Source organism: Burkholderia sp. BCC0398 (genome assembly GCF_902833245.1).
Lineage (GTDB): Bacteria > Pseudomonadota > Gammaproteobacteria > Burkholderiales > Burkholderiaceae > Burkholderia > Burkholderia sola.
Window position 1 is genome coordinate 267,527 of sequence record NZ_CADFEM010000010.1, and the last position, 12,863, is coordinate 280,389.

At 67.1% G+C, this 12,863-nt stretch carries 10 protein-coding genes; 4 read left to right on the plus strand and 6 right to left on the minus strand.

From position 1 onward, the window contains the following. Positions 1–336: 336 nt before the first annotated feature. The 4 genes from HWX76_RS22925 to HWX76_RS22940 are packed head-to-tail and all read right to left on the minus strand — an operon-like array spanning position 337 to position 5,999. Positions 337–2,337: an acetyl/propionyl/methylcrotonyl-CoA carboxylase subunit alpha gene (locus HWX76_RS22925; protein ID WP_176016374.1), complete on the minus strand. Its 2,001-nt coding sequence runs from the start codon at positions 2,335–2,337 to the stop codon at positions 337–339. Positions 2,338–2,373: 36 nt separating this feature from the next. Then, positions 2,374–3,159, minus strand: a complete 786-nt coding sequence (locus HWX76_RS22930; protein ID WP_124595029.1) for an enoyl-CoA hydratase/isomerase family protein — start codon at positions 3,157–3,159, stop codon at positions 2,374–2,376. A 19-nt stretch (positions 3,160–3,178) separates the two neighbouring features. Next, positions 3,179–4,786, minus strand: a complete 1,608-nt coding sequence (locus tag HWX76_RS22935) for a carboxyl transferase domain-containing protein (RefSeq protein ID WP_050016221.1) — start codon at positions 4,784–4,786, stop codon at positions 3,179–3,181. Between the two features lie 31 nt (positions 4,787–4,817). Beyond that, on the minus strand, positions 4,818–5,999 hold the full coding sequence (locus HWX76_RS22940) for an isovaleryl-CoA dehydrogenase (protein WP_124556307.1): 1,182 nt from the start codon (positions 5,997–5,999) through the stop codon (positions 4,818–4,820). A gap of 171 nt (positions 6,000–6,170) precedes the next feature. Between HWX76_RS22940 and HWX76_RS22945 the strand changes: the two genes are divergently transcribed. Then, on the plus strand, positions 6,171–6,917 hold the full coding sequence (locus HWX76_RS22945; protein ID WP_176016375.1) for a TetR/AcrR family transcriptional regulator: 747 nt from the start codon (positions 6,171–6,173) through the stop codon (positions 6,915–6,917). 66 nt (positions 6,918–6,983) lie between these two features. Here HWX76_RS22945 and HWX76_RS22950 read toward each other — a convergent pair whose 3' ends face one another. Then, positions 6,984–7,472: a MarR family winged helix-turn-helix transcriptional regulator gene (locus tag HWX76_RS22950; protein ID WP_050016226.1), complete on the minus strand. Its 489-nt coding sequence runs from the start codon at positions 7,470–7,472 to the stop codon at positions 6,984–6,986. A 202-nt stretch (positions 7,473–7,674) separates the two neighbouring features. Between HWX76_RS22950 and HWX76_RS22955 the strand changes: the two genes are divergently transcribed. Further along, on the plus strand, positions 7,675–8,754 hold the full coding sequence (locus tag HWX76_RS22955) for an aromatic ring-hydroxylating dioxygenase subunit alpha (RefSeq protein ID WP_089489674.1): 1,080 nt from the start codon (positions 7,675–7,677) through the stop codon (positions 8,752–8,754). Beyond that, positions 8,751–9,716: a PDR/VanB family oxidoreductase gene (locus HWX76_RS22960; RefSeq protein ID WP_050016229.1), complete on the plus strand. Its 966-nt coding sequence runs from the start codon at positions 8,751–8,753 to the stop codon at positions 9,714–9,716. Before HWX76_RS22955 ends, HWX76_RS22960 begins: the two co-directional genes overlap by 4 nt. 122 nt (positions 9,717–9,838) lie before the next feature. Here the strand turns inward: HWX76_RS22960 and HWX76_RS22965 are convergent, their stop codons facing one another. Then, positions 9,839–10,285: a hypothetical protein gene (locus HWX76_RS22965; protein WP_050016231.1), complete on the minus strand. Its 447-nt coding sequence runs from the start codon at positions 10,283–10,285 to the stop codon at positions 9,839–9,841. Positions 10,286–10,681: 396 nt separating this feature from the next. On the opposite strand from HWX76_RS22965, the gene HWX76_RS22970 reads away from it, so the two are divergent. Beyond that, positions 10,682–12,850 carry a TonB-dependent siderophore receptor gene (locus HWX76_RS22970; RefSeq protein ID WP_050016233.1) on the plus strand — a complete coding sequence of 723 codons (2,169 nt, stop codon included), beginning with the start codon at positions 10,682–10,684 and terminating at the stop codon, positions 12,848–12,850. Positions 12,851–12,863 lie beyond the last annotated feature (13 nt).

Genomic DNA, 12,863 nt, shown 5'->3' on the forward strand with positions numbered 1-12,863 from the left:
GTTTTGGCGAAGAAGTTGGACAGGGCCCGGTTTCGATCTTTGAACAACTGTTGCAATGGGCAAGCAAACCGGCCGGGGCAAAGTAGCGCGGGTCGAGCGCGCCGGTCACCGGCGAGAATCCGGGATTATTCAAAAATCTTGAAGATGCGACACGCAAATTATTTGTTTTTTTCTATGCGCGACGAGAGCGACGATCACTGCACAAGAATGCGATGTCGTCCTGATGAAAGGCACATCAGGTATTCGCAGCCGGATCGCGTCGGGGACGCCCGGATAATGCGGGGCACGACGGCCCGTGCGTGAGAGCCGGCAACGGCCCTCACGTGTATGCAACGCTCAGCCTTCCGCCATCATCAGCAACTGCGCACCGTCCGCGACCTGATCGCCGACGCCGTACAGCACTTCCGCGACGACACCCGCGCTCGGCGCGCCGATCGTATGCTCCATCTTCATCGCTTCCATCACGATCAGCGGCGTACCGGCTTCGACCTTCTGGCCCGGCTCGACCAGCACCGCGATCACCTTGCCGGGCATCGGCGCGGTCAGGCGGCCGCCGCCCTGCTCCGCGTCGCCCGCATGCGCAAGCAGGTTGCGCCATTCGAACGTCTCGGCCGCGCCCTGCGTGAACACGTGGAACGTGTCGCCGTCCGCATACACGCGGCCGCTGCTGCGCACGCCGCCCAGCGTCACGTCGAAATCGAGCGGCGTGGCGCCGCGCGTCCATGCGAACGGTTGCGCCGCCGCGTCGCCGATCGCGATGCGCGTGCCGGCGCCGTCGTGCTCGTACGTGACCGTCACGTCCGCTTCGCGCTCGGTCGCGTGCCATTCGAGCGTGCGGCGATAGCCGCCGTTCAGCCGCCAGTCCGGCAGCGAACACCACGGCCACGCACCTTCCTGCGCGGCGGCGCCACGCTCGCGTGCGAGCAGCGCGGCACATGCGAGTGCGAGCGTCGCACGCGGCGGCTGTTGCGGCGCGAACAGCGCCTCGTGGTTGCGCTCGATCAGACCCGTGTCGAGATCGGGGATCGCGAACGGCTCGCACGCAACGATCCGCTGCAGGAACGCGGCGTTGGTGTGCAGGCCGACCACTTCGCACGCGCGCAGCGCACGCTGCATCAGGCCCAGCGCTTCCGCGCGATCCGCGCCGTGCACGATCAGCTTCGCGATCATCGGATCGTAGAACGGTGTGATCGCATCGCCTTCGCGCACGCCGCTGTCGACGCGCACCGCTGCCCCGATGTCGAATTCGACGCCTGCCGGCAGCCGCAGATGCTTCAGCGTACCCGTCGACGGCAGGAAGCCGCGCGCGGGGTTCTCCGCGTACAGGCGCGCCTCGAGCGCATGACCGTGCACGCGCAGTTCCTCCTGCTTCAGCGGTAGCGGTTCGCCCGACGCGACGCGCAATTGCCATTCGACGAGATCGAGCCCCGTGACCATCTCGGTCACCGGATGCTCGACCTGCAGGCGCGTGTTCATCTCCATGAAGTAGAACGCTTCGCCCGTCATGATGAACTCGACGGTGCCCGCACCGACGTAGCCCACCGCGCGCGCGGCCGCGACGGCCGCCTCGCCCATCGCCTGGCGCACGTCCGCATGCAAACCCGGTGCCGGCGCTTCCTCGAGCACCTTCTGGTGACGACGCTGCACCGAGCAGTCGCGATCGAACAGGTAGACGGTATTGCCGTGCGTGTCGCCGAACACCTGCACTTCGACGTGGCGCGGGCGCATCAGGTATTTCTCGATCAGCACGCGGTCGTTGCCGAAGCTGCTCGCGGCTTCGCGCTGGCACGACGCGAGCGCCGCCGGGAAATCGTCGGAGCGTTCGACCACGCGCATCCCCTTGCCGCCACCGCCTGCGCTCGCCTTCAGCAGCACCGGGTAGCCGATCCGATCGGCTTCGCCATGCAGGTTGGCCGCGTCCTGGTCGTCGCCGTGATAGCCGGGCACGAGCGGCACGGCGGCCGCGTGCATCAGCGCCTTCGCGGCAGCCTTCGAGCCCATCGCCGCGATCGCGTCGACCGGCGGCCCGATGAACACGATGCCGGCCTCTTCGCACGCGTGCGCGAAATCTTCGTTCTCCGACAGAAAGCCGTAGCCGGGGTGAATCGCCTGCGCACCGGTCGCGCGCGCGGCGTCGATGATGCGCTCGATGCGCAGGTAGCTGTCTGCCGCGGCCGAGCCGCCGATATGCACGGCCTCGTCGCACGCGGCCACGTGTTTCGCGTTCGCATCCGCGTCGGAATAGACGGCGACGCTCGCGATCCCGAGACGTTTGCACGTCGCAGCGACGCGGCACGCGATTTCGCCGCGGTTGGCGATCAGAATCTTGTCGAACATGGCTTCGATGTCGTCCGGAAGGTTGAGGTCACGCAATCATTCACGCCACGACGGCGTGCGCTTTTCGAGGAAGGACGCGATCCCTTCGCGCGCTTCCGCACCGGCGCGGGTCTTCGCGATCCAGTCGGCGGTCTGCTCGATCAGCGTCGCGTCGAGCGCGCGCCCGGCCACGTCGGCGACGAGCCGCTTGCACGCCTTCACGGCGTCGGGGCCGTTCGCGACGAGCGTCGCAGCCAGCTTCGCGACCGTTTCGTCGAGCGCGTCGGCCGGCACCGCGTCGTGAATGAAGCCGAGCGATGCGGCGCGCGCGCTGTCGAACACTTCGGCCGTCGTGAAGTAGCGGCGCGCCGCGCGCTCGCCCATCGCACGGATGACGTACGGCGCGATCGTCGCGGGAATCAGCCCGAGCCGCGCTTCCGACAGGCAGAACTTCGCGCCGTCCGCGGCGATCGCGATGTCGGCCGCCGCGACGAGGCCCACGCCGCCCGCATACGCGTCGCCATGCACGCGCGCGATCACCGGCTTGCCGCAGCGATGAATCGCTTCGAGCATCCGCGCGAGCTTGCGCGCATCGGCGCGGTTCTCGTCGTCCGAGTAACCGGCCATCTTCTTCATCCAGTTCAGGTCCGCGCCCGCGCAGAACGCGGCGCCTTCCGCGGCGAGCACGATCGCGCGCACGCCTTCGTGCGCATCGAGCCATTCGAACGCGGTGGTCAGCTCGGCGATCGTCGTCTCGTTGAACGCATTGCGCACGTCGGGACGCGCGAGCGTGACGGTCGCCACGCGGCCGGCTTCGCTGACCTTGATCGTTTCGTATCGCATCGGTCGGTCCTCCCGGGCGTTACATGCGGAACACGCCGAAGCGCGTGTCGTCGATCGGCGCGTTCATCGACGCGGCGAGGCCGAGCCCGAGCACGTCGCGCGTCTGTGCGGGGTCGATCACGCCGTCGTCCCACAGCCGGGCGCTCGCGTAATACGGATGGCCCTGGCGCTCGTACTGGTCGCGAATCGGCTGCTTGAACGCATCTTCTTCCTCGGGCGACCACGAACCGCCCTTCGCTTCGATGCCGTCGCGGCGCACGGTCGCGAGCACCGACGCGGCCTGTTCGCCGCCCATCACCGAGATCCGGGCATTCGGCCACATCCACAGGAAACGCGGGCCGAACGCGCGGCCGCACATTCCGTAGTTGCCGGCGCCGAACGAGCCGCCGATGATCACCGTGAACTTCGGCACCTTCGCGTTCGACACGGCCGTCACCATCTTCGCGCCATGCCGTGCGATGCCTTCGTTCTCGTACTTGCGGCCGACCATGAAGCCCGTGATGTTCTGCAGGAACACGAGCGGGATCTTGCGCTGGCAGCACAGCTCGATGAAATGCGCGCCCTTCACGGCCGATTCGGAAAACAGGATGCCGTTGTTCGCGACGATCCCCACCGGATGGCCCCAGATGTGCGCGAAGCCGGTGACGAGCGTCGTGCCGAAGCGCGCCTTGAATTCGTCGAATTCGGAATCGTCGACGATGCGCGCGATCACCTCGCGCACGTCGAACGGCTTGCGCGTATCGACCGGAATCACGCCGTACAGGCTCTTCGCGTCGTAGCGCGGCGGCTTCGGCTCGCGCAGCGCGACCGGCGGCGCGATCTTCGGCGCGAGGTGGCCGACGATGTTGCGCGCGATCGACAGCGCATGCGCGTCGTTCTGCGCGAGATGGTCGGCCACGCCCGACAGGCGCGTATGCACGTCGCCGCCGCCGAGATCCTCGGCGCTCACTTCCTCGCCGGTCGCGGCCTTCACGAGCGGCGGCCCGCCGAGGAAAATCGTGCCCTGGTCCTTCACGATGATCGACTCGTCGCTCATCGCCGGCACATACGCGCCGCCGGCCGTGCACGAACCCATCACGACGGCGATCTGCGCGATCCCCGCCGCCGACATCGTCGCCTGGTTGAAGAAGATGCGGCCGAAGTGATCGCGATCGGGAAACACGTCGTCCTGGTTCGGCAGGTTCGCGCCACCCGAATCGACGAGGTACACGCACGGCAGCCGGTTTTCCGCGGCGATTTCCTGCGCGCGCACGTGCTTCTTCACGGTGATCGGGTAGTAGGTGCCGCCCTTGACCGTCGCGTCGTTGCACACGATCACGCATTCGCGGCCGGCAATGCGGCCGATGCCGGTGATGACGCCCGCGCCCGGCGCGTCGTCGTTGTACATGCCGTTCGCGGCGAGTTGCGAGAACTCGAGGAACGGCGCGCCCGGATCGAGCAGTTGCGCGATGCGATCGCGCGGCAGCAGCTTGCCGCGCGACAGGTGCTTGTCGCGCGCGGCCTGGCCGCCGCCTTGCGCGAGCTGTTCGATCTTCGCGCGCAGGTCGGCGACGACCGCCTCGAGCGCGGCGGCATTCGCGCGGAAGTCTTCCGAACGCGGGTTCAGTTTCGATTCGATGATCGGCATCGACGGGGCTCCGTTCGCGTGACGTAGGGCGTTACATCGTTTCCGCGAACAGCTCGCGGCCGATCAGCATCCGGCGGATCTCGCTCGTGCCGGCGCCGATCTCGTACAGCTTCGCATCGCGCCACAGGCGGCCGACCGGGTATTCGTTGATGTAGCCGTTGCCGCCGAGGATCTGGATCGCCTCGCCGGCCATCCACGTCGCCTTCTCGGCCGTGTAGAGGATCACGCCCGCGCAGTCCTTGCGCACCTGGCGAATGTGGTCGCTGCCCGCCGAGTCGAGATGGCGGCCGACTGCGTACAGATACGCGCGGCACGCCTGGAACGTGGTGTACATGTCGGCGACCTTGCCCTGGATCAGCTGGAATTCGCCGATCGACTGGCCGAACTGCTTGCGATCGTGGATATACGGCACCACCGCGTCGAGACACGCGGCCATGATGCCCGTCGGGCCGCCCGACAGCACCGCGCGCTCGTAGTCGAGGCCGCTCATCAGCACCTTCACGCCGCCGTTCAACTGGCCGAGGATGTTCTCTTCCGGCACCTCGACGTCCTGGAACACGAGCTCGCCCGTGTGCGAACCGCGCATGCCGAGCTTGTCGAGCTTCTGCGCGACCGAGAAGCCCTTCATCCCCTTCTCGACGATGAATGCGGTGATGCCGCGCGAATTCGCTTCGACGTCCGTCTTCGCGTAGACGACGAGCGTGTCGCAGTCGGGGCCGTTGGTGATCCACATCTTCGTGCCGTTGAGCACGTAGCGATCGCCGCGCTTGTCCGCGCGCAGCTTCATGCTGACGACGTCGGAGCCGGCGTTCGGCTCGCTCATCGCGAGCGCGCCGATGTGTTCGCCGGACACGAGCTTCGGCAGGTATTTCTGCTTTTGCGCTTCGGTGCCGTTGCGGTGGATCTGGTTCACGCACAGGTTCGAGTGCGCGCCGTACGACAGGCCGATCGACGCCGATGCGCGCGAGATCTCCTCCATCGCGACCATGTGCGCGGTGTAGCCCAGGTTCGCGCCGCCGTATTCCTCGGAGACGGTCATGCCGAGCACGCCGAGATCGCCGAACTTCTTCCACAGATCCATCGGGAACTGGTCGGTGCGGTCGACCTCCGCCGCGCGCGGCGTGATTTCCTTCGCCGCAAACGTCGCGACGGCATCGCGCAGCATCTCGATGTCTTCACCGAGCATGAATTGCACGCCGGGCAGGTTGATCATGTCTCCTCCGTCTTCCAGAAAGTGTGTCGCACTCACCGATTTCTGAGTTTCGCTCAAATCGAATGAATACGGGTATTCATTGACCAATGCAGCGGAAATTTTGCACAGTTTCGCGCCTCGCCGGGTTCGGCGTCAATAGTTTTCTGAGTGATACTCAGATATGATGCGAGCATGACAGCCGCTCCCGCCGACACCATGACCGCCACCGCCAAAGCCGACCGCGCCGACACGCCGCGCGCACCCGCCGGGCGCAAATCCCAGCAGCGCGTGCAGGACATTCTGCGCGCCGGCCGTGAAGTGTTCGCCGAAAAGGGTTACGAGCATGCGACGGCCGCCGAGATCGCGCAGCGCGTGGGCGTATCGGAGGCGACGGTGTTCAGCTATTTCCGCGGCAAGCGCGAGCTGTGCGCGCGAGTGATCGCCGACTGGTACGACGAAATCATCGCCGCGTTCGAACACGGGATGCCGCGGGACGCATCGGTGCAGCAGCAGTTCGCGTTCATCGTGCGCACGCACCTGCGGCTGATGCTCGTGAACGGGACGGGGCTGTGCGCGCTGGTGCTGTCGGAAGGCCGCGCGAAGCAGCATGCGCTGAGCGACGAACTCACCGCGCTGCAGCGCCGCTACACGGCGCCGCTGATGGACGTGCTCGCGCGCGGCCAGGCGGCCGGGCAGGTTCGCGCGGATCTGCCGCTGAGCCTGCTGCGCTCGATGGTGTTCGGCCCGATGGAGCATGTGCTGTGGGATGCGATCCTCGGGCACCGCAAGCTCGATACGGAAACGACGGCCACGCAGTTGATCGACATGCTGTGGGCCGCGATGCAGCCGCCGGCGCCGGAGCAGGCGGCGTTGGTGCGCTTCAGGAATGAAGTGGCGGAAGCGGTGCGGCGGCTGGAAGGGAAAGCGTCACGCGCGTGACGCGGATGAGCAGCGCGGCGACCGCCTCGCCGCAGCCTCTGCGCCGTCGCTCACGGCTCGGCGCCACTACGAATCCTCGCTGACGCGCAGCGGCGCGCGACTCTGCTCGTTGTTCAAATGCACGAACTTGCGCAACAGCCGCATCAATTCCTGCGAATCATCTTCGCCCATCCCGTCGAACAGCCCGGCACGCAGTTCCTGCACCGACGGAATCAGGTGGGTGAGCAACTCGACGCCCGCCGGCGTCAACAACAGACGCCGCTGACGCCGCGGCAGCACTTCGCGGACGATCAATCCTTTCGCTTCGAGCCGGACCGCGAGATCCGCGGTGGTCGACGTGTCGAGCGCCACCCGCTGCGCGAGCGTCACCTGGTCGAGCCCCGGATTCTCGTAGAGCATCCGCAGCACCGCGTACTGCACGGGCGTCACGTCCCGGCCCAGCTTCTCGTAGAACATCGCGACCGCGATCTGGTGCGCGCGCCGGATCAGGTGCCCCGGTTCGTCGTACAGGTCGATCGGGAAAGCCGGCAGGTCGGCGGGATTCGTTTTTTCCATGAATGAGTCGATGACATAGGCGGCACACGCCGGTTGCGCGCGCCGTCGGCATGGCGCTGCGTCGCGCCATTTCCCGGGAAAACCAGTATACCGCTCGCCTTGTTTCCGCCAATCTCAATGCGTACACTGAATCTCATTCAGTACACGGAATGAAGATCGAGCCGCATCCCCGGCGGCACCGTCCCCGAAGGAGACAAAGAACATGTTTCTCAAGAACGCTTGGTACGTGGCGTGCACGCCCGATGAAATCGACGGCAAGCCGCTGGGCCGCAAGATCTGCAACGAGTCGATGGTGCTCTACCGCGCGGCGGACGGCCGGGTCGCCGCGCTCGAGGATTTCTGCCCGCATCGCGGCGCGCCGCTGTCACTGGGATTCGTGCGCGACGGCGTGCTCGTGTGCGGCTATCACGGGCTCGAAATGGGGTGCAACGGCAAGGCGGCCGGCATGCCGGGCCAGCGGGTCGGCGGTTTCCCGCCGATTCGCAGCTTCCCGGCGGTCGAGCGGTACGGCTTCGTGTGGGTCTGGCCGGGCGACGCGTCCGAAGCCGATCCCGCCAAACTGCCCGCGCTGGCGTGGGCCGAGGATCCGGCCTGGGCGCACGGCGGCGGCCTGTATCACATCCGCTGCGACTACCGGCTGATGGTCGACAACCTGATGGACCTCACGCACGAGACCTACGTGCATGCGTCGAGCATCGGCCAGAAGGAAATCGACGAAGCGCCGCCGAAGACGGTGAGCCATGGCGACGAGGTCGTCACGAGCCGCTTCATGGAGAACGTGATGCCGCCGCCGTTCTGGCGGATGGCGCTGCGCGGCAACGGGCTCGCCGACGACGTGCCGGTCGACCGCTGGCAGATCTGCCGCTTCACGCCGCCGAGCCACGTGATGATCGAAGTGGGCGTCGCGCATGCGGGCCACGGCGGCTACGACGCGCCGGCGCACAAGAAGGCGTCGTCGATCGTGGTCGACTTCATCACACCGGAGACCGACACGTCGATCTGGTACTTCTGGGGGATGGCGCGCAACTTCCGGCCCGACGATCGCGCACTGACCGCCGAGATCCGCGAAGGCCAGGGCAAGATCTTCTCGGAAGATCTCGAGATGCTCGAGCGACAGCAGCGCAATCTCGAGCAGTGGCCCGAGCGCACGCTGCTCAAGCTCAACATCGACGCCGGCGGCGTGCTGTCGCGCAAGGTGATCGACCGGCTGCTCGCCGCCGAAAACGCGGCGAGCCCGCAGCGGCCCGCGATTCCAGTCGCGCAGGTCAGGGAAGCGTCATGAGCGGCGCGACATTGACGGTCCGCGTAGCCCGCAAGTGGCAGGAAGCGCGCGACATCTGCGGCTTCGAATTCGTCAGCGACGACGGCTCGCCGTTGCCGCACTTCGACGCTGGCGCGCATATCGACGTGCATCTGCCGGGCGGGCTCGTGCGCCAGTACTCGCTGTGCAACCACCCGGCGCAACGCGATCGCTATCAGATCGCGGTGCTGCGCGAGGCCGACGGCCGCGGCGGGTCGCGCGCGATTCACGACGAAGTCCGGCAAGGCGATACCGTGCGGATCGGCCTGCCGCGCAATCAATTCCCGCTCGCGCCCGACGCGCCGCACCATCTGTTGCTCGCCGGCGGGATCGGCGTCACGCCGATCCTGAGCATGGCGGAACGGCTGTGCTCGGCCGGCATCCCGTTCGACATGCATTACTGCGCGCGTTCGGCCGATCGCATGGCCTTCGTCGAGCGGATCAATGCGGCCGGGTTTCGCGATCACGTCCGCTTCCACGTCGACGACGGCGCTCCTGCGCAACGCTTCGATCTGGCTGCCGTGCTGGCCGGCGCGCCCGACGGCACGCATCTGTACGTATGCGGCCCGCGCGGCTTCATGGATGCGGTGCTGAACGCCGCGCGCGAGCGCGACTGGCCCGACGCACGGCTGCACTATGAGTTCTTCGGCGGCGCGGTCGCATCGTCCGGCGCGGATCGTGCATTCCAGGTCAGGATCGCGAGCAGCGGCAAGGTGATCGACGTGCCGGCCGAATGCACGGTGATCGCGGCGCTGGCGGCGAACGGCGTCGACGTGCTGACGTCGTGCGAGCAAGGCGTGTGCGGCACCTGCCTGACCCGCGTGCTCGAAGGCGAGCCCGATCATCGCGATGCGTATCTGACCGACGACGAAAAAGCGGCCGGCGACCAGTTCATGCCGTGCTGCTCGCGATCGCGCACCAACCTGCTGGTGCTCGATCTGTAGATCGGTAGTCGGACCGCCCGACACGCGGCGGCCGACCCCACGATAACGAAGACGATCGATGGTGCTGCAATCCGAACCCGCCCAACCATCGCACGCCGCCCCGCGCCCATCGCTCAGTCAGCTCAATCGGCGAGCCGGCAATGCGACAGCTTCAACCCCGGCAGCACCGGCGCATCGACATAGCCTTCGTTCACGCAACTGAACCGGAACGCCGCCGACGTAACGAACGGCTTGATCTCGCCGCCGGGGAATTTCGGCTTCAGCGCGTCCTGGTCGGCCACGTCGAAATGCGTGTCGAATTGCTCGCCGTCGGCCGTCAGCGCGCCGAAGTACGTGCCGCCCGGGTCGCTGCCCATCCGGATCACGGCGCCGACGAACGTGACGCGCTTGCCGTCGTATTTCGCCTTCGCGGCGGCCATGTCCTGCGTATAAGCCTCGATCATCGCGCCGTAGTGCGCGTCGATCGCAGGTTCGGCGTTCGAAGCCGCACACGCGGCCTGGTGAACGCCCGTCAGCAGCGCGCAGGCCGCAAGGGCAGCCGCCGCGAACGGCGCGGAAATCTTCTTCAAGGGTGGTCTCCCGTCTAGCGTGGTGGTTGAAATGATCGAAGCCCGGCGCAACGCCGGCGGAATGCGCTTGCGTCGCTTTAATCGTTCGAATGGCGGTACACGGCTGCGATCACTTCGTCGCCCGCGCGGTCGTGCGCGGTGCGTGGCGTCGCGCCGAGCGCGACGTGACAGGAAGATGACATGGTGCGGCCCCCGGCTCTCTCGTTGAATTTCACTGCGTCTGATTTTGGCCGCTACGGTAGCAGACGGCCGACAGGCCGGCAACCCAGGGCCAAGCGTTGCCCGGTCGCCCCATTACAATTGCAAATGGTTCTCATTACATATATCATGCGCGTCCTGTACGCAACGCCGCGGCCCGCGCCACCATCCTCAGCACGCCTCTTCCCGCCTCGATTCATGCCATCCCGTCGAACGCCCTGCCGTGTCCGGACCCCGCGTCCGTGGCACACGCGCCTGCCTGCCCTGCTCACCCTGTGCGCCGCGACCGGCGCGCATGCGGCCGGCGCCGAACCCGTTGCCCCCGCACCGGCTCCGGCGACCGCCGCCGAACACGAACTCCCGGCGATCAGCGTCAATGCATCGGCCACCGTCGATCCGACGATCGGCTATCAGCCGCGCACGACGAGCATCGCGGGCGGCGACGACCGTCCACTGAAGGAGATTCCGCAATCGGTCGCGGTGGTCAGCAGCAGCGTGATGCAGGACCAGCAGGCGCGCTCGCTCGACGACGTGCTCGGCAACATCAGCGGCGTCACGCAGACGAACACGCTCGGCGGCACGCGCGACGCGTTCATCAAGCGCGGCTTCGGGTCCAACAACGACGGCTCGGTGCTGGTCGACGGCGTGCGCACGCCGGTGCTGCACAGCTATCTCGCGACGATCGATCGCGTCGAAGTGCTGAAGGGCCCCGCTTCGCTGCTGTACGGGATGCAGGACCCGGGCGGCGTGATCAATCTCGTCACGCGCAAGCCGGAAGACACGTTCGGCGGTTCGATCTCCGCGTCGCGCACGAACCACGGCGGCAGCACCGCCCAGTTCGATCTCACGGGGCCGCTCGGCAAACCCGGCCAGATCGCGGGCGGCACGCTCGCATTCCGGCTGACCGGCGAATACGACACCAGCCGCTACTGGCGCAGCTTCGGCCGCGAACGCAATGCGCTGATCGCGCCCGCGCTGTCGTGGCACGACGCGAACACGTCGATCGACGTCAGCTACCAGTACGTTGACTACACGATGCCGTTCGACCGCGGCACCGTGCTCGTCAACGGCCAGCTCGACGATGCGCTGCGCTATCGCCGCTACGAGGAAGCGTGGTCGCAAAGCAGCGGCATCCAGGAAACGCTGCGTACGCGCATCGAGCACCGCTTCTCCGATGCATGGCGCGTACGCGCGACCTACGGCTGGGGCCGCGACCGTTACGACCAATACATCACCCGCGCCACCGCGTTCAACAGCAGGACCGGCGCGCTCACGCGCTCGTCCGATGCGAACCTCGGGCGCAACGATTCGGACCAGATCGCGACGCTCGGCCTGCTCGGCAACGTGACGCTCGCGGGCATGCAACACGCGATCTACGTCGGCGGCGAATACGAGCGGCAGCGCAGCTTCCGCGGCGACACAATCCGCGGCAAGGCGACGACGGGCTTCAATCTCTACGATCCCGCGTACGACCTGCTCGCGCCGGGCGGCGTGCCGAATCCGAAGCAGAGCGATTCGCGCTCGGTCGTGCATGCGTATTCGACGATCGTGCAGGACTCGGTGAAGATCACCGATCGCCTCACTGCGGTCGGCGGGCTGCGCTGGGAAAACTGGCAGCAGGAATCGGGGATGGGCCGGCCGTTCGTGTTCGCCGACCGCTCGCGCGGCAGCGTCTGGCTGCCGCAGTTCGGGCTCGCGTATGCGTTGACGCCGGCGCTGACCGCCTACGCGAACGTGAGCCGCTCGTTCAAGCCGAACGTCGCGTCGAACGTCGCGGCGCCGCTCGCGCCGGAATACGGCCGCGTGCTCGAGGCCGGGCTGAAGTTCAGCCTGAAGCCCGCGATCACGGGCACGCTCGCCGTCTACCAGATCGACAAGCGCAACGTCGCGGTCACGGTTGGCGACATCACGTCGACGATCGGCACCGCGCGCTCGCGCGGGATCGAGCTGGACGTCGCCGGGCAGATCACGCGCCACCTGAGCGTGATCGGCAGCTATGCGTATACGAACGCGAACGATCGCGACAGCAACACGCCGCTCGTCAACGTCGCGCGCCACACGGGCAGCTTGTTCGCGGTGTACGACACGGCCATCGCGAACCTGCCCGGGCGCTGGCGCTTCGGCGGCGGCGCGCGGCTCGTCGGCGCGCGGCCCGGCGACACCGCGAACAGCTTCTCGCTGCCCGGCTACGTGACCGTCGACGCGTTCGCGGCGTACGAAACGACGATCGGCAAGTTCCCGACCCGCTTCCAGCTCAACGTGAAGAACCTGCTCGACAAGACCTACTATCCGTCGAGCAACAGCAACCTGATCGTCGCGGTCGGCGAGCCGCGGCTCGTCACGCTGACGACGACGGTATCGTTCTGACGGCCTGACGCGC

Coding starts and splice junctions, on each gene's coding strand:
- HWX76_RS22925 (WP_176016374.1), bottom strand. CDS start 2,337: ATGTTCGACAAGATTCTGATCGCCAACCGCGGCGAAATCGCGTGCCGC.
- HWX76_RS22930 (WP_124595029.1), bottom strand. CDS start 3,159: ATGCGATACGAAACGATCAAGGTCAGCGAAGCCGGCCGCGTGGCGACC.
- HWX76_RS22935 (WP_050016221.1), bottom strand. CDS start 4,786: ATGCCGATCATCGAATCGAAACTGAACCCGCGTTCGGAAGACTTCCGC.
- HWX76_RS22940 (WP_124556307.1), bottom strand. CDS start 5,999: ATGATCAACCTGCCCGGCGTGCAATTCATGCTCGGTGAAGACATCGAG.
- HWX76_RS22945 (WP_176016375.1), top strand. CDS start 6,171: ATGACAGCCGCTCCCGCCGACACCATGACCGCCACCGCCAAAGCCGAC.
- HWX76_RS22950 (WP_050016226.1), bottom strand. CDS start 7,472: ATGGAAAAAACGAATCCCGCCGACCTGCCGGCTTTCCCGATCGACCTG.
- HWX76_RS22955 (WP_089489674.1), top strand. CDS start 7,675: ATGTTTCTCAAGAACGCTTGGTACGTGGCGTGCACGCCCGATGAAATC.
- HWX76_RS22960 (WP_050016229.1), top strand. CDS start 8,751: ATGAGCGGCGCGACATTGACGGTCCGCGTAGCCCGCAAGTGGCAGGAA.
- HWX76_RS22970 (WP_050016233.1), top strand. CDS start 10,682: ATGCCATCCCGTCGAACGCCCTGCCGTGTCCGGACCCCGCGTCCGTGG.